The following is a 22,672-nucleotide window of genomic DNA, read 5'->3' on the forward strand; positions in this document are numbered from 1 at the left end:
ATGCGGGGGGCGCCGGAACGGGAGCATGCTGTCTGTGTGAACGGACGGGCTCCGGACGGACTGGCCCTGGTGCTCGCCCATGCCGTCGTGGGCGCCATCGAGTCCGTGGGCGGGTACGCCGGCGGCGTGTACCTGCGGTCGGGGACGGCAGAGCTGCTCAGACTGGCAGTGCTCGCCGGCCTGCCCGGACCCCTCTTCCGGCCCTGGTGGCGGATGCACATGAACCGCCCGTTCCCCGTCGCGGAGGCCCACCGCTCCGGCATGCCGGTCCACCTCGCCGACCCCGACGAGGCCATGCGCCGCTTCCCGCAACTGATGGCGGGCCTGCCGTACCCCTTCGGCTCGCTGTTCGAGCCGGTCGCCGCCCGCGGCGAGAAGTACGGCGTCCTGATGGTGCTCCGCCCCGCCACCCCCGGCACCCCCGTCAGCCATGCCCACCGGCGCCGCCTGCACCGGGCCGCCGACCGGCTCGGCGCGGCCCTCGCGGCCCTCACCGACGAGGGCGCGAGCGTGGAGTGGGAGGCCGAGCCGGTCACCGTCCAGCCCCCCGGCAGCCCCGCCCCGCCCGCCCGCGTCGGCCGCTTCGCCTGGGACCCGGCCACCGGTGAGGTCACCCCCGACCCGGACCTCCGCGCCGACCTGGCCCGCGGCGCCGGCCGGGGCCGCCGCGACCGCCCCGCCCCCGGCCGCTTCCCCGGCACCGTCGACGCGCTCACCGAGGGCTGGGCACCCGAGGACGCGTACGGTCTCCGGGTGGCCGCCCGCCGGCTGGCCGAGTCACCGGGCGAGGGCTCCCGCCGCATCCGGCTCCGCGGCCCCCGGGGCGGCATGCGGCTGCTGGAACTCTCCGCGCCCGAGGCCCCCGGCGCCCCCCTGACCGGCGTGCTCCTCGACCTGCACGGCGGCCCCGTCGCCGGCGAGGCCACCGACCGCCTGCCGCAGGCGCTGCTCTGCCTGGACCGGCTCGGCCGGGTCGGCTACGTCAACGACAGCGCCGAGGCCCTGCTCGGCCGCGCCCGCGAGGAACTGACCGGCGAGGTGCTGTGGGAGGCGCTGCCCTGGTTCGCCAACCCCGCGTACGAGGACTTCTTCCGCGCCGTCTTCCTCTCGCACGACCCGGTGAACTTCCTGGCCCGCCGCGGCACCGCGGAGTGGGTCTCCGTCTCGCTGCACCCCTCCCCCGGCGGGGTGACCGTCCTGCTGTCCGCCGCCGAGCACCCGGCGTACGCGCCCGGCTCCGTGGTCAGCCCCGGCACGGGTCTCGGCTCCCCCGCCGACCGGGCCGCGGCGCTGTACCGGCCGGTGGCCCTGGCCATCGCCCTCACCGAGGCCATCACCGCCCGCCAGGTCTCGGCCGTGGTCACCGAGGAGCTGCTGCCCGCCTTCGGCGGCCGCCAGCTGGCGATCTACCTCCTCAACGAACGGCACCTGTACCTCGCCTGGGAGACCGGCTTCCCGCAGGGCTTCCTCGACCGCTTCGACGGGGTCGCGCTCGACACCCGCCTGCCGGGCGTGGAGACGCTCACCACCGGCCGCCCGCTGTTCTTCGAGTCCATGGAGCACCTCGCCGCCGCCTACCCTGGCATCCCGCTGGACTCGCACGTCGGCGCCCGCGCCTTCCTGCCGCTGATCGCCTCCGGCCGACCGGTCGGCTCCTGCATCCTCGGCTTCGACAAGCCGCGCGGCTTCAGCCCGGAGGAGCGGACCGTGCTCACCGCCCTCGCCGGACTGATCGCCCAGGCCCTCCAGCGCGCCCAGCGGTACGACACCGAATCCGCGGTCGCCCGCGGCCTCCAGGACGCGCTGCTGCCGCACCGGCTGCCCGTACGGCCCAACGTGGACACCGTGGGCCGCTACCTGCCCGGCACCCAGGGCATGGACGTCGGCGGCGACTGGTACGACGTCATCGAGACCGACGGCGGGCTGCTGGCCCTGGTCATCGGCGACGTCCAGGGACACGGTGTGAACGCGGCCGCGACCATGGGCCAGCTGCGCAGCGCCGTACGCGCCTTCTCCCTCAGCGGGCACGACCCGCGCGAGGTGATGACCGGCACCAACCGGCTGCTGATCGACCTCGACCCGGGCCAGTTCGCCAGCTGCCTGTACGTGGTACTCGACCCCTCCGACGGGCGCGCCCGGGCGGTCCGGGCCGGCCACCCCCAGCCGCTGGTCCGCCACCCGGACGGCATCACCGAGGAACTCGACCTGCCGGGCGGCGTGGTGCTCGGCATCGACGGGGCGGCCGAGTACCCGATGACCGAGCTGCGCCTCGAACCCGGCGCCGTCCTGGCCCTGTTCACCGACGGCCTGGTCGAACAGCCCGGCGCCGACATCGACCTCGGCATCGAACGCCTGCGCCGCGCCCTCGCCGAGGCCGGCCAGGACTCCCTCGCCGCCACCGCGGACCGGCTCATCGGCGAGGCCGGCCAGGTCGACGACCGGCCCGACGACATCGCCCTGCTGCTCGCCTCCCGCCGGGTGGACGCCGGGACCGCGGGAGGTGACCGCAGTGGACGCTCCTGACCGCGACCCGGCCCGGTACGGGCGGGACGAGGACCCGCGCGGCCCGCTGGACGTCTCCCGCGCCGCCACCGCCGTGATCGACGCCGGTGGCACCGTGCTGGGCTGGAGCACGGCGGCCGAGGACCTGCTCGGCTACTCCCCCGCCGAGGTGCTGGGCCACCCCGTGGCCCGGTACGTCGCCCAGGAGGCCGGCGCGCCCGTGCCCCTGGACGCCCTCCCCGGCCCCGGCCGGCGGACCGCCGTACTGCGGCACCGGGACGGCCACACCGTCCGGGTCAGCCTGGCCGTGCTGCCGCTGCACACCGAGGACGCTTCCCCCGCCCGGCTGTTGGCGATGGCCGACGCCGACGAGAGCGAGCAGTGGGAGGCCCTCCAGTCGATGCTGCGCGGGCTGGTCACCCAGTCCCCCGTCGGCCTCGCCATCTACGACACCGCCCTGAAGGTGGTCTGGACGAACCAGGCGCTCTGCGAGGAGATGGGCAACTCCCAGTACGTCGGCCGGGGCCCGGACGAAATGGTCGGCGACGGCCACGTGCTCACCCCGGACAGCCCGCCCACCCTCACCGAGACGCTGCGCAGGGTGCTGGAGAACGGGCAGCCCGTGATCGACCTGCACTACCGCGGCCGGGCGCCCGTCGACCCGGACCGCGAACGCGTCTGGTCCTGTTCGTACTACCGCCTCCAGGACGCCGCCGGCACCCCCCTCGGCGTCTGCGAGGAGTCGGTGGACATCACCGAGCGGTACCTCGCCCAGCAGCGGCTCGACCTGCTGGTCCGGGCCGGCGGCAGTGTCGGGGTCAGCCTCGACATGGCGCGCACCGCACGGGAGCTCGCCGCGGTGGCCGTGCCGAGCTTCGCGGACGACCTGGTGGTGGACCTGCTGGCCGAGGTGCTGGAGGGCGACCGGCCCACGCCCGGCGCCACGCCCCACGGTCCGCTGGTCCGGGTGGGCGCGGGCGAGGAGCCGCAGCGGATCGCCCTGCTCCCGGACGGCCCGCAGGCCCGGGCGCTGACCACCGGCCTGCCGGTGCGCGAGGACGGCTCGGCGGGCGCCGCCGCGGGCGGGCGGGCGCGGCTGGCGGTGCCGCTGCGCGCCGAGGCGAGCGTGCTCGGGGTGGTCACCTTCACCTGGGAGCACCGGACGAACGCCTTCGACCCGGGGGAACTGGCCGTCGCCGAGGAGCTGGTGGCGCGGGTCGCGGTGTGCGTCGACAACGCCCGCCGCTACACCCGTGAGCACACCGCCGCCCTGATGCTCCAGCGCAGCCTGCTGCCGCGGATCCTGCCCCGGCTGACGGCGGTGGAGCTGGCCTACCGCTACCTGCCGGCGGACAGCAAGGCGGGGGTGGGCGGCGACTGGTTCGACGTGATCGCCCTGTCCGGCACCCGGGTCGGGCTGGTGGTCGGCGACGTGGTCGGGCACGGGCTGCGGGCCGCCGCGACCATGGGCCGGCTGCGGACGAGCGTACGGGCGCTGGCGCGGCTGGACCTGGCCCCGGACGAACTGCTCTCCCGGCTGGACGACCTGGTGGCGCAGGCCGCCAACGAGCGGGCCGCGGTGCTGATCGACGGGGAGTCCGTGCCGGACGACGAGGCCCTGGGCGTCACCTGCCTGTACGCGGTGTACGACCCGGTGGCCGGGACCTGCTCGATGGCCCGGGCCGGGCACCCGCTGCCGGCGGTGGTGGACCCGGCGACGGGTACCGTCAGGTTCCCCGACCTGCCGGCCGGGCCGCCGCTCGGCCTGGGCGGTCTGCCGTTCGAGTCGGCCGAACTGCAGCTGCCGCGCGGCTCGTTGCTGGCGCTGTTCACCGACGGCCTGGTGCGGGGGCGGGACCGGGACGTGGACGTGCAGCTCGACGCGCTGCGCCGGGTGCTGGCCGACCACCGCCGGCCGCTGGACGAGCTGTGCGACGAGACGGTCGCCACGCTGCTGCCCCGCTCCGTGGACGACGACGCGGCGCTGCTCCTGGTCCGTACGCACACCCTCGGCTCGCACCAGGTGGCCGTGTGGGAGCTGGAGTCCGATCCGCGCTCGGTGGGCCGGGCCCGCGCGCTGGCGGTCCGGCAGGTCTCCGAATGGGGCCTGGACGAGCTCGCGTTCACCACCGAGCTGGTGGTGAGCGAGCTCGTCACGAACGCCGTGCGGTACGCCGCGTCGGGCCCGGTGCAGCTGCGGCTGATCCGGGACCAGACGTTGATCTGCGAGGTGTCCGACACCGGCCACACCTCGCCGCACCTGCGGCGGGCGTCGGGCGACGACGAGGGCGGCCGGGGCCTGTTCCTGATCGCCCAGATGACCCAGCAGTGGGGCACCCGGTACACCTCCTCGGGCAAGACCATCTGGGCGGAACAGGCGCTGCCGTTCGTGAAGACGCCCTCGGCGCGGAGGGTCCGGCCGCGGTGAGCGGGGCCGGTCAGCGGCGGACGGCGTCCAGCACGGTGCCGAGGTCCACGAACTTGAACCCGGTGGCCTCGCGGCCGGCCGGGGCCGGGGTGGCCCGGCCGTCCTGGACGACGAGGAGTCCGCGCGGGTAGCGGCGGCCGAGCGGGCCGGTGAACGCGGCGGCGCCGTCGCAGACCTCGGAACCGTCGAGCACCGTGTCGCGGGCGCCGATGCGGAAGCCGCCGCGGTACGCGTTGCGGTCGGCGACGTCCCGGTCGTACAGGGCGAAGGTGTCGTCGCCCTGGCTGGAGGCCAGCAGGTAGCCGTGGCCGCCGCGGCGGACCAGGGTCAGGCCCTCGACGTCGGCGGTGAGGTGCTTGCCGCCGTAGCCGGGGTCGGCGCCGGGCGTGCACTCCTCGGTGTCCGCGTCGTACGTGGCCGGCACGCCGTACTCGCGGACCTTGTCGATCAGCTTCGGGGTGCCCTTGAGGTCGGCGCTGACGCGCCAGATGCCCACGTCCTCCTGGCCCGCGTAGAGCACGCCGTTCAGCGGGTCCACCACCATGCCCTCGATCTGGGGCAGTTCACCGGGCTCGCCGCAGGGGCGCCAGGTCCGGCCGTCGGGGAGCCGGAAGGAGGAGGGCAGGTCCAGGGTGCGGACGGTGCGGTAGGTGACGGTGCCGGTGGCGGTGGGGCGCAGCTCCAGCAGGGCGACCCGGGTCCGCTCGCGGCGGCTGACCAGGGCGTACGAGCGTCCGGTGCGCGCGTCGGTCCAGGTGGCCAGGCCGTAGGCGGTGCGCTGGTCGTTGATCTGGTCCTGGTCGCGGTTGAAGACCGGCGGGACGGACGGGTCGGTGACGTCGACGAGCGGGCCGCCGCGGTGGCCGGGGGCGATGCGGTGGAAGCGGAGGCGGTCGTTGCCGCGGTCGGTGGTGACGGCCAGGTCGGCGCGTCCGGTGGGCAGGCGCAGGCCGTGCACCAGGTCGACGTTGTTGAAGCGGCCGGGGGCGTCGTCGGGCCGGCCGGTGGAGGGCGGGGTGATCTTCTGGACGGTGCGGGCGTCGAGGTCGTAGACGCGCAGGCCGCCCTCCTTGGCGGTGGCGATGACCAGGCTGCGGTCGGGGTCGGCCGGGTTGCGCCAGATCGCGGGGTCGTCGGCGTTGGCGTTGCCGCCGGCCTCGTCGTCGTACAGCGTCGCGGTCTCGGCGCGGGGGGTCACGACGGGCAGCGCCCGCGCGGCGCCGGCCGGGCCGGGCTGGGCCTGGGCGGGTACGACGGCGGCGAGCACGGCCAGGGCCGAGGTGAGGACGAGGGCCGCCGTGCGGACGGGACGGGGCTTGGGCATGAGGGGGTCTCCCGACGGTCGGTAACACGCGGATCGGGCGAGAGAATCGAACGCGGAGGCGGCGGGCGGGCCGACGCGGTCCGGCCGGGGACCGTCCGCAGGGTGAACACCCGGGGCGGTGCGCCCGTGCCGCGCGGTACGCGACGCGGGCCCTCGTATGTCCCCGCGGTCTCCGGGAGTTCCCCGATCGGCAACAGCGCGATCGCGGATCCGTGACGAACGGGCGGACGGCGTTACCCTGCGGGTTCCGGCCACGCTACCTTCCTCCCCGAGGTTCAACGGCTGCCGGTCGGCGGCACCTGGCGCAGGGGGAGAGGCGACATGAAGCGGAGCGGTCGGAGAGCGGGGTTCGCGACGGCGGCACTGTGCGGTGCGCTGGTGCTGACCGGATGCAAGGGCGACGGGGACGCCGCCGGGGCACCGAAGGCCCCCGCGCCCGCGAAGCCCGCCGCCTCCGCGCCCTCGGCGCCCGCGGGGACGGCGAGCGCCACCCCCGTCGCGGAGCCGACCGCCGACGGCAAGCCGGCCGCGACGACCGCGCCGCCGAAGGCCCCGGCCGGGAAGCCGAAGGCGCCCGCCACGGCCAAGCCGGGGGCGGCCCCGTCCTGCGACCACAAGATGCCGATCTCCCCCGACGAGGTCGCGGTGTACCGGTACACGCCCGAGGGCGGGTTCCTGAGCCTGATCGTGCGGCACGGCAACTGGGGCTGCGGGACGCCGGACTCGGACGGGGCTCCGTTCGAGACGGTGGGGGTCGAGACCTTCATCCCGCTCGACCAGGCCGCTTCCATCACGGTGGTCACGCCGATCGTGGAGTCCACCGAGAACCAGAAGATCGGCGTGCAGGAATTCCTCGACTGGCTGGAGGCGCACCCGAACTCGGGCCTGGTCTTCAGGTACGGCCTGGGCAAGGACGGGGCGATCCACCAGCTGGACCAGGTCTTCACGCCCTGACCGGGGGACCTCCGAAAAGCACCGTGGCGGGACCTGCCCACCGGGTTCCGCCACGGGTGATCGATACTGGGCGCCGTGACGGGGACGGTGCTCGCGGGTTTTCTGCCGATCTGGTCCATCACCGCCGTGGGGTGGGCGGCCGGGCGCTTCGACGTCCTGGGGCCGCACGCGCAGGGGGTGCTGGGCCGGTTCGCGTTCACCTTCGCCATGCCGGCCCTGCTGTTCCTGACGATGTCCAGGTCCCGGGTCGGCGACCTGTTCCAGCCCGGGGTGCTCGTCTTCGCGCTCAGCCTGCTGGCCGTGTTCGCGGTGGGACTGGTGCTCGGGCACTGGGTGTTCCGGCGCGGGCCCGGCGAGCGGGCGATCGGGGCGATGGCCGCCGCGTACGTGAACTCGGCGAACCTGGGCATCCCGGTGGCCGTGCACGTACTGGAGGACACCTCGTTCCTGGTGGCGGCGGCGCTCTTCCAGACCCTGCTGATCACTCCGCTGATCCTCACGCTGATCGACCTCGGGACCCGGCGCGGGACGCGGGAGCGCTGGCTGGCGCTGCTGAAACTGCCGTTCCGGAACCCGATCGTGGCGGCCTCGGGGGGCGGGCTGGCGGTGGCGGCGCTGGGCCGTCCGCTGCCGCCCGAGGTGACCGAGCCGCTGCAGCTGCTGGGCGGGGCGGCGGTGCCGGCGGCGCTGTTCGCCCTCGGGATGTCCCTGCACGCCCGGGTGCGGCCGGACACCGGGGGCCGGGCCGAGCGGGGGGTGCTGGTCACGCTGAAGGTGGTGGGGCAGCCGCTCCTCGCGTACGCGCTGGGGCGCTGGGCGTTCGGGCTCGGCGGGCACGCGCTGCTGTCGGTGGTGCTGGTGGCCGGGCTGCCGACCGCCCAGAACGCCTTCCTCTTCGCCTCCGAGTACCGGCTGGACACCGATCTGGCCAGGGACACCGTCCTGCTGTCCACGCTCTGCTCGATGGTGTCCCTGTCGGCCATCGCCTGGCTGCTGGCCTGAAACGGCCTGGCTGCCGGGCCGCGTCCGTTCGGCCGTACGGGTGAGTCGCGGGGGCGCGGGAACGGTGCCATCCTGGGCACACGCCGGCAGCGGGCGGGCCCGGTGCGGCGCGTCCGAGGGGTGACCTGCCATGTCCGGAACCCGCCGGCGGGGGCGTGGGGGCCTGCTGCTGGCCTGCGTGTCGTCGGTGGCCCTGACGCTGGCGGTGCCGGCCCCGGCGGGGGCGTACACGCTGGGCAACCACGCGGAGATCACCCGGGCCGCGCTGCCGTGGCAGCCGCTCACCGAGGACCAGATGGCGAGCCCGGTGCGGGGCGCGGTGGTCGCGAGCGACGTCGACCCGGCGTACCGGCACCAGGGGCCGATGCACTGCGACAACGCCGACTGGTTCCCCGACGGGTCGTACCCGCGCACGATCGAGGACCGCAACACCGAGCTGACGGCCTGTGCCACCGGGGCGCTGGCGCAGTTCGAGGCGGCGGTGGCGGCGGCGGACGGGCTGGTCGACGAGCGCGGCCGGGTGTCCGAGGGCCAGACCGGGCTGCGTGCCGGCTGCGTCTGGAACGGGCCGGAGCGGCGGGCCAAGTGCGAGGTGATCCGGCACCTCGGGCTGGCCTGGCACGCCGTGGAGGACTTCTACGCGCACAGCAACTGGGCGGACGTGGCCGGGTCCGGGTCCCTGGGCCTGGCGAACCCGGCGGGGCTGGCGCGGCCCGAGGTCGCGCCGTTCTTCGCGTTCGCGCGCTACCGGCACATGAGCGACGCCGCCGTCCGCCGGGACATCGTGGAGAGGGCGCCGGACGAGCTGACCACCGGCTGCTACGAGGACCTGGACTCGGCCGGTGTGCAACAGGACTGCACGGACCGGGTCGGCCACGCCGATCTGGCGAAGGACTTCCGCGGCATGCCGCGGACCCGGACCGAGCACAACTTCGACCGGGCCGCGGTGCTGGCCCAGGAGGCGGTCGAGCGCCAGTGGGCGGACTTCCGGGAGGCGCTGCGGACCACCTACCCGGGCGGGCGGGGGGAGCTGATGGTCTGCGCCCTGGTCCACGACACGCCGTGGGAGAGCTGCCGCTGACGCCGGTCAGCCGCGGGGGACGACCGTGGACAGGACCCGGGGCAGCGGGTACCAGTCGGCGGAGACGATGCTGGCGTGGCCGCGGGCCAGGAGGTTCACCCGGTCCAGGGCCTGGGCCTCGGTGGGGCGGGTGCCGTCGATGGCGGGGGCCACGCCCGCCGCGTCGGTCATCACCAGGAGGTAGTGCCGCTGGTCGTACCAGGCGGCGTCGGCCGTGCCGGTGACATAGGCGTTGGCGTCGCCGTCGAAGACCACGAACCAGGGGCGGATCGAGGCGTCGGCGTAGCGGGTGCGCGGGTCGCCGGCGGCGGCGCGGAGGACCGCGGGGAAGACGCCGGCCTGGCCGAGGCGGCCCGCGGTGGCGAGGTCGCGCAGGTACTGGGCGTACTCGCGGTCGGTCCAGAGGGTGTCGTTGGGGTTGTCCTGCTCGACGGTGCCGGGGATCAGCTCGATGACGAACTTCCCGGCCAGGGCGGAGCGGGCGGGCCAGCCGCGCGCCTGCACGGCCGCGTCGAGGGTCGGGTACCCGGCGGCGAGCTCGGCGGGCCGGTAGAGCGCGTCGCCCAGCTTGGCCGTGAGCAGCGCGTCGAGCTGGGCGGGGCCCCGGCTCAGGTTGGACGCGAAGCCGTCCTTCAGCTCCATCTTGATGAGCACGGGCCGGTGGCCGGGGTGCCCGTCGTGCCAGGCGCGCAGGTCGGAGAGGCAGCCGGCCAGGTTCTGGTTGCGGGACTTGGTGCGCAGCTGGCCGGGGCTGGTGGCGTTCTCGCAGTTGTTGTCGTTGCCGAAGGGGTTGCTGTGCGAGACCCGCCAGGAGCTGCCGAAGAAGTTGGTCCACACGTCGAGTTCGAGCATGGCCGCGCCGGAGTCGAGGGCGTCGGCGAGGTACGGGAACTTCGACTTCTCGTAGGCGTTGTGGACGCCGACCCCGGTGGAGGCCGAGTAGGCCTGGTCCGCGGCGGCCTGCGGGGCCGCCGTCCGGTCCGCGGCGCCGGCCGGTGCCGCGGTCAGCGCGCCCACGGCCAGGGCCAGTCCCGCCAGTGCCGCTCCCGCGCGTACCAGTCTCCGCATGCCAGCGCTCCCCTCGCTCGTCGGTCAACGAGGGGGGAGCGTAGGGGAGTTGGGTGGCCGGGGGGAAGACGTCGGGTTACCGATCAGTACGGCGGGTTCCCGCCGCGCCCGAGGGGCTTGCGTCAGTGGCCGTTTACTGCCAACTCCTGCTGTGCGGGCTGGTGTTGGGCGACGACGCGGCTCCTGCTGCGGGTGTCCCGCCGCTCCAGGGCGCCGGACAGCAGGGCGAGGGCCAGGGCGGCCGCGGCGAGGGCCGCGCCCACCCAGTCGGGGGCCGTGTACCCGTACCCGGCGGAGATGACCAGGCCGCCGAGCCAGGCGGCCAGGGCGTTGCCGAGGTTGAAGGCGCCGATGTTGACGGCGGAGGCGAGGGTCGGGGCGCCGGCGGCCTGGTCGAGGACCCGCTTCTGGAGGGGCGGTACGGTCGCGAAGCCGAGGGCGCCGACGAGGGTGAGGGTGACGGCGGCGGCCGCCTTGTGGTGGGCGGTGACGGTGAACAGGGCCAGCGTCACGGCCAGGGCGCCGAGGCTCACGTACAGCATCGGCATCAGGGCGCGGTCGGCGAACCGGCCGCCGACGAGGTTGCCGCCGACCATGCCGAGGCCGAAGAGCACCAGGAGCCAGGTGACGGAAGAGCCGGCGAAGCCGGTGACGCCGGTCAGCATGGGGGCGATGTAGGTGACGGCCGCGAAGACGCCGCCGAAGCCGAGCACGGTCATCGCCATGGCGAGCAGCACCTGGACGTTGCGGAAGGCCGCCAGCTCGTGGCGGAGCCGTACGCCCTCGGGGCGGGGCAGCTGGGGGACCAGCCGGGCGATGCCGAGCAGGCCGACCACGCCGAGGGCCGCGACGACGAGGAAGGTGACGCGCCAGCCCGCGCGCTGGCCGAGGAAGGTGCCGAGGGGTACGCCGACGACGTTGGCGACGGTCAGGCCGGTGAACATCAGGGCGATGGCGCCGGCCCGCCTGGCGGGGGCGACGAGGCCGGCCGCGACGACGGAGCCGATGCCGAAGAAGGCACCGTGGGCGAGCGAGGCGACGATGCGGCCCGCGAGCATGACGCCGAAGGCGGGCGCGAGGGCGGAGAGCAGGTTGCCGGCGACGAACAGCCCCATCAGCAGCATGAGCATCCGCTTGCGCGGGACCTTGGTGCCGAGGGCGGTCATCAGCGGGGCCCCGGCGACGACGCCGAGGGCGTAGCCGGTCACGAGCAGTCCCGCGGCGGGGATGGTGACGCCGAAGTCGGCGGCGACCTCGGGGAGCAACCCCATGATCACGAACTCGGTGGTGCCGATGCCGAAGGCACCGATCGCGAGGGCGAGGAGGGCGAGGGGCATGGGAGGAGGGGCCTTCCCGGGAGTGCGGTGCGGGTCATTCATTGCATGAGCCTTTAACGAGCGTCCACAATAGTTGCAGACGCGGGTTATTTGCAAGCGCGGTACATTGGGGGTGACGGTGACGTCGTACGGAAGAGGAGAGGAGCGCCCGATGACCGCCACGGACGCCTCGCTGACCGGCCTGGCCCAGGGCTGGTGCGCGCTGTCGCTGCTGCACGGCCGGATCGAGGCTCACCTGGAGCGGGCCCTGCAGGCCGGCCACGGGCTCAGCGTGCGCGAGTTCTCCCTGCTCGACGTCCTCAGCCGGCAGCACGACGGGCCCGGCGGGCACCTCCAGATGAAGCAGGTCGCCGACGCCGTCGTCCTCAGCCAGAGCGCGACGACCCGGCTGGTCACACGACTGGAAGAGCGCGGACTGCTCTCCCGCTACCTCTGCCCCACCGACCGGCGCGGGATCTACACCGAGGTGAGCGAGGCGGGCGCGGCCCTGCTGGCCGAGGCCCGGCCCACGAACGGCGCCGCGCTGCACGAAGCCCTGACGGAGGCCGCCACCCGGCCCGAGCTGGCACCGCTGGTCGAGGCGCTGGGCGCGGTGGGGGCGGCGCGCGGCTGAGGCCGGGCGGAGGGCGGCGCGCGGCTGAGGCCGGGCGGGGGGCGGCGCGCGGGTCCCGCGTGCACGGTGTGCGAGGCTGCGGCCATGACTGTCGAACCCAGTGAATTCGTCAAGCGGTTGCCCCTCGGGGAGCGCATCCCGATGCCCGAGGGCGGCATACCGTTCTGGGAGGTGTTCCCCTACGAGGGGGACCTCCGGATCAAGGTACTGGACGAGCCCGTGCTGCCCGAGCCCCCGCGGGAGGGCGAGGAGGACCGGCCCTGCAAGGTGTGCCCGTCCGCGGACGGCGCGTACGACGGCATCCTGTGGAGCGACGAGCACTGGTGGGTCCGCGGGTTCGCCGATCCGGAGGGGCTCCCCGCGATGGTGATGCTGCTGCCCCGCGCGCACTTCGACCTGAGCGACATGCCGCCCGAGCGGGCCGCCGAGCTGGGCCCCCTGCTCCAGCGGGTGGAGGGGGCGGTGCTGGCGGCGGACGGCGTCGCGCGGGTCCACGTCAACCGGTACGGCGACGGGGCCGAGCACCTGCACTGGTGGTTCTTCGCCCGCCCGGCCGGGATGCTGCAGCTGCGCGGGACCTGCCTGCCGCTGTGGGGCGACGTGCTGCCCAAGGTGCCCCTGGAGGAGTGGCGGGAGACGCACCGGCGGATCGCGCGGGCACTGGCGGCCGGGGGCGGCGCGGCACACGTGTAGGCGGGGCGGGCCCCGTACGCCGCCTCGCAGGCCGCCTCGCGCGCCGCGCCGTGCGCCGCGCCGTGCGCCGGGTCCGGGAGGCCCCCGCCCCGCCGGAACGTGCCGTCAGGCGTCCAGGGACGCGTACCGGACTCCGGTGAGGTCCTCGGACGCGGCCCAGAGGCGTTCGCCCGAGGCGTCGTCCAGCGTCCATCCGGCCCGCCAGGACCGGGTGGGCGCCCCGCGCCAGCCCAGCCTCGGACCGATGAAGGCGTCGGGGGCCACCCCGGCCGCGGTGGCGGCGTACAGGGTGGGCAGGGCTCCGCCGGCGGCGGGCTGGGCGACGACCCGGTTGGCCAGCTCCATCATCCGCTCCGCGACCCTGCGGCCCTCCTGCCGGGCGGCCGCCGTCTGGAGGTTGGTGGCCGCGTAGCCGGGGTGGGCGGCGGCCGCGACCACGCCGGAACCGGCCGCCGCCAGCCGCCGGGCCAGCTCGTGGACGAAGAGCAGGTTGGCGGTCTTGGAGCGGCCGTACGCGATCCAACGGCGGTAGCGCCGCTCGGCGTTGAGGTCACCGTGGTCCAGGTCGGACAGGGCGTGGAAGCCGCTGGAGAGGGTGACCACCCGCGCCCCGCGGGTGCGCAGCAGGGCGGGCATCAGCAGTCCGGTGAGCGCGAAGTGGCCGAGGTGGTTGACCCCGAACTGCGTCTCGAAGCCGTCCGCGGTACGGCCGTACGGCAGGGCCATCACGCCCGCGTTGTTGACGAGCAGGTCGAGTCCGTCGTGCCGGTCGGCGTGGCCGGCGGCGAACTTCCGTACGGAGGACAGGTCCGCCAGGTCGAGCTCCGCGAACTCGGCATCGGCCCCGGGGACTTCGGCACCCAGCCGGGCGAGGGCCGCCTCTCCCCTGCTCCGGCTGCGGCAGGCGAGGACGACGTGCGCCCCGGCCCGGGCCAGCTCGCGGGCGGTGACGTAGCCGATGCCGCTGTTGGCCCCGGTGACCACGGCCGTACGCCCCCGCTGGGAGGGGATGTCCTGCGCGCTCCACCCCGTCATTCGCCCGCACTCTCCTTCCGGCCGCGGCGACGGACCGGGCACCGCTCCCCGGCCGGCCGCCGGACCACCCGACTCTCCACGCCCGATTCCCGACACCCGCATCATGCCGCTACCGCCGGTAAGGGCGCCATGGGGTCCGGGCGGCGAGGCCGCGGACCGGAGCCCGCCCCCGGTCCGCCTGCCCGGGCGCGCCCCGGCGGGAGCCGGGTGGGCCCCGGCGGGAGCCGGGTGGGCCCCGGCGGGAGCCGGGTGGGCCCCGGCGGGAGCCGGGTGGGCCCCGGCGGGAGCCTGGCGGGAGCCCGGCGGCGTGAGGACGGCCACAGGGGCCGGGGCCCCCGTGCAGGTCAGGGGCCAGTAGAGTCGGGTCCCGCTCCCCTCCAGCTGACCCCGAGGACCCGGCCCGTGAGTTCCCCAGTGCCCCCGTCACCGTCACCCGTGACCGTCGTCGGGATCGGCGCGGACGGCTGGGCGGGGCTCTCCGCCACGGCCCGCGCGCACCTCGGCGCCGCCGAGGTGCTCATCGGCGGCGGCCGGCAGCTCGACCTGCTGCCCGCGGCGGACTGCCCGGGCGAGCGGGTGGCCTGGCCCTCGCCGCTCCGGCCCGCCGTCCCGCGGCTGCTCGCCGCGCACGCCGGGCGCCGGATCGCCGTACTGGCCAGCGGGGATCCGATGTTCTACGGGATCGGCCGGGCCCTCACCGAGGAGCTGGGCGCCGGCCGGCTCCGGGTGCTGCCGCACCCGTCCTCCGTCTCCTACGCCTGTGCCCGGCTGGGCTGGCCGGTCGAGGAGACCGAGGTCGTCACGCTGGTGGGGCGGCCCGCCGCGGGCCTGGTCGCCGCCCTGCACGACGGCCGCCGGCTGCTGGTGCTGAGCGCCGGTGCCGGCACCCCCGCCGAAGTGGCCGCACTGCTGCGGGAGCGCGGCTTCGGGCCGAGCCGGATGACCGTACTGGAGCAGCTCGGCTCCGAGCGCGAGGACTCCTTCACCGGCCGGGCCGAGGACTGGTCGCGCGCTCCGGGCGATCCGCTCAACGTCATCGCACTGGAGTGCCGGCGGGCCGAGGGCGCGCTGCGGCTGGCCGTCACGCCGGGCCTGCCGGACGCCGCGTACGAGCACGACGGACAGCTGACCAAGCGTCACGTACGGGCCGTCACCCTGGGCGCGCTGGCTCCCGCCCCCGGCGAGCTGCTGTGGGACATCGGCGGGGGCTCCGGGTCCATCGCCATCGAGTGGATGCGCGCGCACCGGTCCTGCCGGGCCGTGACCGTCGAGCGGGACGCCGTACGAGCCGAGCGCATCGTGCGCAACGCGCTCGCGCTCGGGGTGCCGGGGCTGCGCGTCGTCCGCGGCGCCGCGCCGGACGCACTGTCCGAACTGCCCGTGCCGGACGCGGTGTTCATCGGCGGCGGCCTGACCGCGCCCGGGCTGCTGGAGGCCTGCTGGGCCGCACTGCGGCCGGGTGGCCGGCTGGTCGCCAACACCGTCACGCTGGAGTCCGAGGCGCTGCTCGCCCGGTGGCACCGGGAGCTGGGAGGTGAGCTGGTGAAGCTCGCGGTCTCCCACGCGGTGCCGGTGGGCGGGTTCACGGGCTGGCGGCAGGCGATGCCGATCACGCAGTGGTCCGTGAGCAAGCCGGGCGGCGCGGCGGAGGCCGCGGGTCCTAAGGCGGGGACCACGGCCGCGGCCGGCACCGCCACGACACCACACGTCACATCGGGAGATCACATATGACCGTGTACTTCATCGGCGCCGGCCCCGGCGCCGCGGACCTGATCACGGTGCGCGGTGCCCGGACGCTGGCCTCCTGCCAGGTCTGCCTGTACGCGGGCAGCCTGGTCCCCCGCGAGCTGCTGGCCGAGTGCCCGCCCGGCGCCCGGCTGGTCGACACCGCGCAGCTGAACCTCGACGAGATCGTCGCGGAGCTGGTGCGGGCCCACGAGGCGGGCCAGGACGTCGCGCGGCTGCACTCGGGCGACCCGTCCGTGTTCAGCGCGGTGGCCGAGCAGATGCGGCGCCTGGACCAGGCCGGCGTGCCGTACGAGGTCGTGCCGGGCGTACCGGCCTTCGCCGCGGCGGCGGCCGCGCTGAAGCGGGAGCTGACCGTGCCCACGGTGGGCCAGACGGTGATCCTGACCCGCATCGCGCAGCAGGCCACCCCGATGCCGCCGGGCGAGGACCTGGCGACGCTGGGCCGCAGCGGGGCGCTGCTGGTGCTGCACCTGGCCACCCGGTACGTGGACCGGGTGGTGGAGGAGTTGCTGCCGCACTACGGCGCCGACTGCCCGGCCGCGGTGGTGGCGATGGCCAGCCGCCCGGACGAACTGGTGCTGCGCGGCACGCTCGACGACATCGCCGGGCAGGTGAAGGCGGCCGGCCTGGTGCGCACGGCGGTCATCATCGTGGGCCGGACGCTGGGCGCGGAGCAGTTCCGCGACAGCCACCTGTACTCCGCCGAGCGCGACCGGCATGTCTGCTAGGACGCCCGCGGCGGCGCACGTCCTGGTACTGGGCGGCACCACCGAGGGGCGCCGTCTGGCCGAGGCGCTGGCCGGCGAGCCCGGCCTGCGCGTCACCAGCTCGCTCGCGGGGCGCGTGAACCGGCCCGTGCTGCCGCCGGGCGAGACCCGGATCGGCGGCTTCGGCGGCCCCGAGGGCCTGGCCGACTGGCTCCGGGAGCACGCCGTGGACGCGGTGGTGGACGCCACGCACCCCTTCGCGGAGCGGATGAGCTTCCACGCGGCCGCGGCCGCCGCCGCGGCCGGCGTGCCGCTGCTGGCGCTGCGCCGGCCCTCGTGGGCGCCGGTGCCGGGCGACGACTGGCACGAGGTGTCCTCGCTGGAGGAGGCGGCCGCCGTGCTGCCGGGGCTGGGCGAGCGGGTCTTCCTCACCACCGGCCGGATGGGCCTGGCGGCCTTCGCCGGCCTGGACGACCTCTGGTTCCTGGTCCGCTCGGTGGACGCACCGGAGGGCCCCCGGCCGGCCCGCACCGAAGTCCTGCTGGACCGCGGCCCGTTCACCCTGGACGGCGAACGCGCCCTGCTGCGCGCCCACGCCGTCGACGTCCTGGTCACCAAGGACAGCGGCGGCGCCGCCACCTCCCCGAAGCTGACGGCCGCCCGCGAGGCGAACGTCCCGGTCGTCATCGTCCGCCGCCCACCGGTCCCCCCGGGCATCGCGGTCGCGGCCGACGTACCCGAAGCGCTCGTCTGGCTGCACCGCACGGTCCGTCCGCTCCCGGAGCCCGGCACCACCGGACGCTGACCCCGCCCGGCGCCCCAGCCTCCCGGCCACCTCTCCGACGCCCGCCCGCACGCACTCGCCCCCGCCCCCGCCGCCACCGCCACCGCCACGGCCACCGCCACCGCGCACACGCTCCTCCGCGTCACCGCTCGTGACGTCCCCGACGCCCCCGGTATGACCTCCGAGGTAATCGACCGGGGCGTGGGGCCGCGGCGATGGTGGTCCCACGCAAGCGGCAACAGGGAGAGGTGCGGGGGATGTTCGCGGGTCGGCGTGGTGTGGTCGTGGGTGTGGCGGCGGTGCTGGCGGTGGGGGCCGGGGGTGGGGGGACGGCTGCCGTCGCGGGTGCCGCCGCCGGGGCGCCGTCCTTCGGGGACTGCCCCGCGGTGCGGGAGCGGGTGGACCGGCTGGAGGGCCGGATCACGCCCAATGCCTGCGCCTTCATACGGCGGCAGCTCGCCTTCGGGGAGATGCCGACCGGCACTCCCCCGGCCCCCGGGGACCTGGCCCACCCGCGGGTCAGGGCGTACCTGGACGTCTTCGATGCGGACGCCTCCCTCTGGGAGGCCGGCGGCACGGTGCAGCGGGGCCACACCACGATCGGCACCTCCATCGCCGGCTCGCTGCGGCTCGCGCCGGACCTGCGCTACCGGGGCACGGACGTGGTCGCGGACGGCGCCGTGATGATGTTCGGCCAGTGGAACGAGGTCACCCTCAAGGGCCGCACGGTGGCCTACCCGCAGATCGCCCGCAACGTGCTCGGCGACGACGGCAAGACCCTCCAGGCGCGCCGCTACTACGACCGGGCCGCGCTGTTCCGCGACACCCTTCCCGGCGCGGTGCCGGACCTGTTCGGGAACGTCGCCGACCAGGCGGACGGCGCGCCGGGGACGGACCGGCGGGCGCCGGAGCGGTTCCGGGCCGACGAGATCGCCGACCGGCTGGCCGCGTGGAACGCCGGGGACGCCGGGGCGCTGGTCCGGCGGATGGCCGGGGCACGGCTGACCGGCCCGGGGGTGGGGCGGCCGCTGGCGGCTCCGGAGGCGAAGACGGCGTACCTGGAGCGGCTCTTCGAGACCGCGGGCCTGCGGTTCCAGGCCGGCCAGGCTGCCTTCGAGCGGACCACGGCGTACGTGGAGTGGCACGGCACCGCCCGCATCCCCCTCGCCCAGGACGACCCGGCGGCGGAACCCCGCTTCCGCGAGGTGTCCTTCGGCATCGTGGAGCGCTTCGGGCCGGGCGGCGCCTGGGAGCTGTACTTCGACACGCTCCCGCTCGTCGCCGACCAGTCCCGGATCGGCACCCTCTTCCAGCAGCTCGCCCAGCCGTAGCCCCAGCGGGCGGCGGGCACGGATCGACTTCCTTTCGTGTTCCATGCCCCCAAGCTCCCAGCCCGCCGGGGTGCGTGCCTCCCCCCGCACGGGGGATCCCCCTCCCCCGCACGGGGGAGGGGGAGGGCCGTCCGCGTCGGGCGGCGGGCGTCAGGGCGCCGCGGCTCGCGCGGCCGCCGCCGCGGCCCGTCCGCCGCCCCGTCCGGGCGTCACGCCTCCGGGTAGCGGCGCGGGGTCCAGGTGACCTGCTCGCCGTCCCCGCGGCGGGCCACCTGGGTCTGCGACGAGCCGACCAGCAGGATCGTCCGCATGTCGACCTCGGCCGGGTCGAGGTCGGCCAGCCTCACGATGCGGACCGACTGCTCCGGTCCGCCCACGTCGCGGGCCAGCACGACCGGCGTGTCCGGGGACCGGTGCTCCAGCAGCAGCTCCCGGGCCTTGCCGACCTGCCAGGTGCGGCTGCGGGAACCGGGGTTGTACAGGGCCAGCACCAGGTCGGCCCGGGCCGCCGCGGCCAGCCGCTCCGCGATGACCTCCCACGGCTTGAGCCGGTCCGAGAGGGAGATGGTCGCGTAGTCGTGGCCCAGCGGCGCGCCGGCGGCCGCCGCCGCGGCGTTGGCGGCCGTCACACCCGGCAGCACGCGCACCGGCACGTCCCGGTACCCGTCCTGCGCCGCGACCTCCAGGACGGCGGTGGCCATGGCGAAGACACCCGGGTCGCCGCCGGAGACCACCGCGACCCGCTTGCCGCGCCGCGCCAGGTCCAGGGCGAACTCGGCGCGCTCCGACTCCACCTTGTTGTCCGAGCCGTGCCGCACCTGGCCCGCCCTGCGGGGCACCCGGTCGAGGTACGTGGTGTACCCGACCAGCACCTCGGCGTCGGCCAGCGCCCGGCGGGTCTCCGGGGTCAGCCACAGCGGGCCGGCCGGCCCGGTGCCCACGACCACGACCTCGCCGGTCTCCGCCGCCGGCCGGCTGCCGGGGTTGCCGACCCGGCTCGGCACCACGGCCACCGCGAAGTACGGGACCGACTCCGGATCCGTGTCGGCGAGTTCACCGGTCCGCTCGCCCGCCATGGTGGCGCGCTCGACGTACTTGGCCTCGGCGAGCCGCCCGGACGTCTCCATGGCCCGGCGGACGGCCGGGAAGGTGCGGCCGAGCTTCATCACCACGGCGGAGTCGGTGGCGGCCAGACGGGCCGTCAGCTCCTCCTCGGGGAGCGTGCCGGGCAGGATCGTGAGCACCTCCTCGCCCTCGACCAGCGGCGTCTGGAGCCGTGCGGCGGCGGCGCTCACCGAGGTCACACCGGGAATCACCTCGGTCGGGTAGCGGTCGGCCAGCCGCTTGTGCATGTGCATGTACGAGCCGTAGAAGAGCGGGTCGCCCTCCGCGAGCACCGCGACCGTCCGGCCGGCGTCCAGGTGCGCGGCCAGCCGGGCCGCGGCGGAGGCGTAGAACTCCTCCATCGCACCCTGGTAGCCGCCCGGGTGGTCCGTGGTCTCGGTCGTGACCGGGTAGACCAGGGGTTCCTCGATGTGGTCCGCGCGCAGGTGCTCCGCGGCGATCGAGCGCGCTATCGAGCGGCCGTGGCGGGCGCTGTGGTACGCCACCACGTCCGCCTCGGCGATCACCTGGACGGCGCGCAGCGTCATCAGCGAGGGGTCGCCGGGGCCGAGCCCGACACCGTAGAGGCGCCCGGCGGCGGGCCGGGTGGTCTGCTCGGCGGTCTGCTGGCTCATTCTTCCTCGCTCGCGATCGCGTTGATGGCGGCGGCCGCGATCGCGCTGCCGCCACGCCTGCCCCGCACGATCAGGTGGTCGAGCCCGGAGTGGTGCGCGGCCAGCGCGTCCTTGGACTCGGCGGCCCCGATGAAGCCGACCGGCACGCCGATGACCGCGGCCGGGCGCGGCGCGCCCTCCTCGATCATCTCCAGCAGCCGGAAGAGCGCGGTCGGCGCGTTGCCGACGGCGATCACGGAGCCCTCCAGCAGGCCCCGGTCGCGCCACAGCTCAAGGGCGGCCGCACTGCGCGTCGTACCCATCTTGCGGGCCAGCTCCGGCACTTCGGGGTCGGAGAGGGTGCACACGACCCGGTTGTCGGCGGGCAGCCGCCTGCGGGTCACGCCGCTGGCGACCATCTGTACGTCGCAGAGGATCGGCGCGCCGGCGTGCAGGGCGGCCCGGCCGCGCACCACGACGTCGTCGGTGTAGCCGAGGTCCCGGGTGAGGTCGGTCATGCCGCAGGCGTGGATCATGCGCACCGCCACCTGGGCGACCGAGGCGGGCAGCCCGGCGAGATCCGCCTCGGCGCGGATCGTGGCAAAGGACTGGCGATAGATCGACGCGCCGTCCTTCTCGTACTCGAACACGGTGTACTCGCTCATTTCTTCACTGCGGTCTGCGACGACGGGTGAGGGGTGGTACGCGCCTCCGCCAGGGCGGCGGCGAGGTCGGAGGGGGCCAGGCCGGTACGGGCCGGCCGACCGGGGGCGGTGAGCCGGTAGCCGTCGGGCGCGGCGACGAGGTCGGCCCAGGCGGTGCCGCGCGGGTGTCCGCACCGCCGCTCGCACCCGGAGAAGTGGACGGGCATCGCGCCCGGTGCGGCCGGCCGGTCCGCCCGTACGGCGAGCTGCGCGTCGGCCCGCACGTCGGCCAGGGACTTGGCACAACCGGGGCGCCCGGTGCAGGCCGTGACGGACTCCCAGACGCTGTCGGCCGCGACGACGAGCCCGGCAGCCTCCAGCAGCCCGGCACCGTCGACCGGCACGTCCGCGAGGACGACGCCGCGCCAGGGGGTGATGCGCAGGGGGCCGCGGGACTGCCCGGCGACGCGGACCAGCTCCCGCCACTGACCGGCGGTGAACCGTCCGAGGGGCGGCAGCACGCACAGGTGCGACCGGGGACCGGGACCCACCCCGCGGGGCCGCACCGGCTCCGCGCAGGGCCACTTGACGTCACCCCGGTACCGGGCGCCGATCCCGGCCCGGCTCAGCCGGCCGGCGAACTCCCCCGCGGACAAGGCGTGTCCGGCGGGCAGCTCGGCCACCCGCCAGGCCCTGGTCCCGGCCACGTCCACGGCGTCGAGGAAGGCATGAGCAGCGAGCAGCGCGGCCCGCGGCGCGTCACCGGCATCCACCTCAACGGCATCCGCGCCACCCCCGAGCCGCACCAGGGCCCGCCCCGACCCGAGAAGCCCACCCCCTGGGGCGGATCCACCGAGCGCCAGCACGGTGACGTCGGGATCGAGCGCGGCGACATCGCCGCGGCCATCATCAAAAGCAAACAGGAAACGCCCGGACAAAGCGGTCACCCGCGCATCCGCACACAGCATGCGGTCGAACTCCCGCACCCAGGGCAGCACATCACGCTCCGGCGGCCCGTCCAGCCCGGACATGGGGGTGGCCACGATGTTCCGCACCCGCTCGTGACCGGGCGCGGGCAGCAGCCCGGCCCCGTCCAGCAGCGCGGCCAGCTCCGCCCCGCAGGCATCCGCGAGACCGCGCAACTGCACGTTGCCGCGCGACGTGACGTCCAGGTTTCCGTCCCCGAACCGCCCGGCGGCCTGCCCCAGCAGGTCGGCCTGACGAGCGGTGAGGAGACCGCCGGGCAGGCGTACGCGCGCCAGGTACCCGTCGTCCGCCGCGTGCAGACGCAGCGCACCCGGGCAGGCGTCTCCGCCGTCCCGTATGACTGGTTCGTCCCGGGACGCGGGGGAAGGGGCTGGGGGCATGGCGGCGAGCATACCCACGATTCTCGGGCCCCGGTCTGTGGCCGTCACCACCCCCTCCCGTCACGGTCCTCGCAGGCCGGCACCCCCACCCGGTCCCCGCCGACCCGCCCGACCCCGCCAGGGCGAAGCCCGTCCGCCTCCCGCCACGGCGATACCAGCGCCGGGTACCGGCATGCCCCGCACACCACGACGGGCCCCACCCCCCTTGGCCGCCCCGGCCGGTCGTGTGGTGTGTGGGGAAGGTGCTTGAGGCGTCGTGGCAGGCTGGACCGGAGGCAGGCCCGGGCCTGGGGTGGCCGAAGGCCAGGGCGAAGCCCCAAAGCCCCAGGGGTGGG

The 22,672-nt window shown here is 75.7% G+C and carries 18 protein-coding genes; 11 read left to right on the forward strand and 7 right to left on the reverse strand.

Annotated features, from left to right (window positions below):
- Positions 1-2,523 carry a SpoIIE family protein phosphatase gene (locus ACIQUR_RS04170; protein WP_403658040.1) on the forward strand — a complete coding sequence of 841 codons (2,523 nt, stop codon included), beginning with the start codon at positions 1-3 and terminating at the stop codon, positions 2,521-2,523.
- Positions 2,510-4,930 (forward strand): SpoIIE family protein phosphatase, encoded by a 2,421-nt coding sequence (locus tag ACIQUR_RS04175; protein ID WP_403657846.1) that lies wholly within the window; start codon positions 2,510-2,512, stop codon positions 4,928-4,930. The genes ACIQUR_RS04170 and ACIQUR_RS04175 overlap by 14 nt, the downstream gene beginning before the upstream one ends.
- Positions 4,931-4,940: 10 nt before the next feature.
- Here the strand turns inward: ACIQUR_RS04175 and ACIQUR_RS04180 are convergent, their stop codons facing one another.
- The gene (locus tag ACIQUR_RS04180; protein WP_403657849.1) at positions 4,941-6,254 is read right to left on the reverse strand and encodes a phytase; all 1,314 of its coding nucleotides are present in this window, start codon (positions 6,252-6,254) and stop codon (positions 4,941-4,943) included.
- 321 nt (positions 6,255-6,575) lie between these two features.
- Here ACIQUR_RS04180 and ACIQUR_RS04185 point away from each other — a divergent pair, with 321 nt between their 5' ends.
- The 3 genes from ACIQUR_RS04185 to ACIQUR_RS04195 all read left to right on the forward strand — a co-directional run bounded on the left by ACIQUR_RS04185 (position 6,576) and on the right by ACIQUR_RS04195 (position 9,291).
- Positions 6,576-7,208, forward strand: a complete 633-nt coding sequence (locus ACIQUR_RS04185) for a hypothetical protein (protein ID WP_403657852.1) — start codon at positions 6,576-6,578, stop codon at positions 7,206-7,208.
- 75 nt (positions 7,209-7,283) lie between these two features.
- Positions 7,284-8,210, forward strand: a complete 927-nt coding sequence (locus ACIQUR_RS04190; RefSeq protein WP_403657855.1) for an AEC family transporter — start codon at positions 7,284-7,286, stop codon at positions 8,208-8,210.
- 130 nt (positions 8,211-8,340) lie between these two features.
- Positions 8,341-9,291 (forward strand): HET-C-related protein, encoded by a 951-nt coding sequence (locus tag ACIQUR_RS04195; protein ID WP_403657858.1) that lies wholly within the window; start codon positions 8,341-8,343, stop codon positions 9,289-9,291.
- 6 nt (positions 9,292-9,297) lie between these two features.
- Here ACIQUR_RS04195 and ACIQUR_RS04200 read toward each other — a convergent pair whose 3' ends face one another.
- A complete protein-coding gene (locus ACIQUR_RS04200; protein WP_403657861.1) occupies positions 9,298-10,359 on the reverse strand; it encodes a phosphatidylinositol-specific phospholipase C domain-containing protein in 1,062 nt (353 codons plus the stop codon).
- Between the two features lie 122 nt (positions 10,360-10,481).
- A complete protein-coding gene (locus ACIQUR_RS04205; RefSeq protein WP_403657864.1) occupies positions 10,482-11,696 on the reverse strand; it encodes an MFS transporter in 1,215 nt (404 codons plus the stop codon).
- Positions 11,697-11,847: 151 nt separating this feature from the next.
- Here ACIQUR_RS04205 and ACIQUR_RS04210 point away from each other — a divergent pair, with 151 nt between their 5' ends.
- Together ACIQUR_RS04210 and ACIQUR_RS04215 are read left to right on the forward strand one after the other, a co-directional pair.
- Positions 11,848-12,309 (forward strand): MarR family winged helix-turn-helix transcriptional regulator, encoded by a 462-nt coding sequence (locus tag ACIQUR_RS04210; RefSeq protein ID WP_403657867.1) that lies wholly within the window; start codon positions 11,848-11,850, stop codon positions 12,307-12,309.
- A gap of 84 nt (positions 12,310-12,393) precedes the next feature.
- Positions 12,394-13,002: an HIT family protein gene (locus ACIQUR_RS04215; RefSeq protein WP_403657870.1), complete on the forward strand. Its 609-nt coding sequence runs from the start codon at positions 12,394-12,396 to the stop codon at positions 13,000-13,002.
- Between the two features lie 105 nt (positions 13,003-13,107).
- Here ACIQUR_RS04215 and ACIQUR_RS04220 read toward each other — a convergent pair whose 3' ends face one another.
- On the reverse strand, positions 13,108-14,037 hold the full coding sequence (locus ACIQUR_RS04220) for an oxidoreductase (RefSeq protein ID WP_403657873.1): 930 nt from the start codon (positions 14,035-14,037) through the stop codon (positions 13,108-13,110).
- Between the two features lie 435 nt (positions 14,038-14,472).
- Here ACIQUR_RS04220 and cbiE point away from each other — a divergent pair, with 435 nt between their 5' ends.
- The 4 genes from cbiE (at position 14,473) to ACIQUR_RS04240 (ending at position 18,608) form a co-directional block, all read left to right on the forward strand.
- The gene (cbiE, locus tag ACIQUR_RS04225; RefSeq protein WP_403657876.1) at positions 14,473-15,768 is read left to right on the forward strand and encodes a precorrin-6y C5,15-methyltransferase (decarboxylating) subunit CbiE; all 1,296 of its coding nucleotides are present in this window, start codon (positions 14,473-14,475) and stop codon (positions 15,766-15,768) included.
- On the forward strand, positions 15,765-16,514 hold the full coding sequence (gene cobM / locus ACIQUR_RS04230) for a precorrin-4 C(11)-methyltransferase (RefSeq protein WP_403657879.1): 750 nt from the start codon (positions 15,765-15,767) through the stop codon (positions 16,512-16,514). Before cbiE ends, cobM begins: the two co-directional genes overlap by 4 nt.
- On the forward strand, positions 16,504-17,298 hold the full coding sequence (locus tag ACIQUR_RS04235; RefSeq protein ID WP_403657882.1) for a cobalt-precorrin-6A reductase: 795 nt from the start codon (positions 16,504-16,506) through the stop codon (positions 17,296-17,298). The genes cobM and ACIQUR_RS04235 overlap by 11 nt, the downstream gene beginning before the upstream one ends.
- Positions 17,299-17,534: 236 nt before the next feature.
- Entirely contained in the window at positions 17,535-18,608 is a 1,074-nt protein-coding gene (locus tag ACIQUR_RS04240) for a hypothetical protein (RefSeq protein WP_403657885.1), read from the forward strand.
- A 209-nt stretch (positions 18,609-18,817) separates the two neighbouring features.
- On the opposite strand, the gene ACIQUR_RS04245 is transcribed toward ACIQUR_RS04240, so the two are convergent.
- The 3 genes from ACIQUR_RS04245 to ACIQUR_RS04255 are packed head-to-tail and all read right to left on the reverse strand — an operon-like array spanning position 18,818 to position 22,337.
- On the reverse strand, positions 18,818-20,347 hold the full coding sequence (locus tag ACIQUR_RS04245) for a precorrin-2 C(20)-methyltransferase (protein ID WP_403657888.1): 1,530 nt from the start codon (positions 20,345-20,347) through the stop codon (positions 18,818-18,820).
- On the reverse strand, positions 20,344-20,991 hold the full coding sequence (locus ACIQUR_RS04250; protein WP_403657891.1) for a precorrin-8X methylmutase: 648 nt from the start codon (positions 20,989-20,991) through the stop codon (positions 20,344-20,346). Before ACIQUR_RS04250 ends, ACIQUR_RS04245 begins: the two co-directional genes overlap by 4 nt.
- Positions 20,988-22,337: a cobalamin biosynthesis protein CobG gene (locus ACIQUR_RS04255; protein ID WP_403657894.1), complete on the reverse strand. Its 1,350-nt coding sequence runs from the start codon at positions 22,335-22,337 to the stop codon at positions 20,988-20,990. The genes ACIQUR_RS04250 and ACIQUR_RS04255 overlap by 4 nt, the downstream gene beginning before the upstream one ends.
- Positions 22,338-22,672: the final 335 nt, after the last annotated feature.

The organism is Streptomyces sp. NPDC101132, from assembly GCF_044759225.1.
Classification (GTDB): Bacteria; Actinomycetota; Actinomycetes; order Streptomycetales; family Streptomycetaceae; genus Streptomyces.

Coding starts and splice junctions, on each gene's coding strand:
- ACIQUR_RS04210 (WP_403657867.1), top strand. CDS start 11,848: ATGACCGCCACGGACGCCTCGCTGACCGGCCTGGCCCAGGGCTGGTGC.
- ACIQUR_RS04180 (WP_403657849.1), bottom strand. CDS start 6,254: ATGCCCAAGCCCCGTCCCGTCCGCACGGCGGCCCTCGTCCTCACCTCG.
- cobM (WP_403657879.1), top strand. CDS start 15,765: ATGACCGTGTACTTCATCGGCGCCGGCCCCGGCGCCGCGGACCTGATC.
- ACIQUR_RS04240 (WP_403657885.1), top strand. CDS start 17,535: ATGTTCGCGGGTCGGCGTGGTGTGGTCGTGGGTGTGGCGGCGGTGCTG.
- ACIQUR_RS04185 (WP_403657852.1), top strand. CDS start 6,576: ATGAAGCGGAGCGGTCGGAGAGCGGGGTTCGCGACGGCGGCACTGTGC.
- ACIQUR_RS04200 (WP_403657861.1), bottom strand. CDS start 10,359: ATGCGGAGACTGGTACGCGCGGGAGCGGCACTGGCGGGACTGGCCCTG.
- ACIQUR_RS04215 (WP_403657870.1), top strand. CDS start 12,394: ATGACTGTCGAACCCAGTGAATTCGTCAAGCGGTTGCCCCTCGGGGAG.
- ACIQUR_RS04245 (WP_403657888.1), bottom strand. CDS start 20,347: ATGAGCCAGCAGACCGCCGAGCAGACCACCCGGCCCGCCGCCGGGCGC.
- ACIQUR_RS04235 (WP_403657882.1), top strand. CDS start 16,504: ATGTCTGCTAGGACGCCCGCGGCGGCGCACGTCCTGGTACTGGGCGGC.
- ACIQUR_RS04220 (WP_403657873.1), bottom strand. CDS start 14,037: ATGACGGGGTGGAGCGCGCAGGACATCCCCTCCCAGCGGGGGCGTACG.
- ACIQUR_RS04170 (WP_403658040.1), top strand. CDS start 1: ATGCGGGGGGCGCCGGAACGGGAGCATGCTGTCTGTGTGAACGGACGG.
- ACIQUR_RS04205 (WP_403657864.1), bottom strand. CDS start 11,696: ATGCCCCTCGCCCTCCTCGCCCTCGCGATCGGTGCCTTCGGCATCGGC.
- ACIQUR_RS04250 (WP_403657891.1), bottom strand. CDS start 20,991: ATGAGCGAGTACACCGTGTTCGAGTACGAGAAGGACGGCGCGTCGATC.
- ACIQUR_RS04255 (WP_403657894.1), bottom strand. CDS start 22,337: ATGCCCCCAGCCCCTTCCCCCGCGTCCCGGGACGAACCAGTCATACGG.
- ACIQUR_RS04195 (WP_403657858.1), top strand. CDS start 8,341: ATGTCCGGAACCCGCCGGCGGGGGCGTGGGGGCCTGCTGCTGGCCTGC.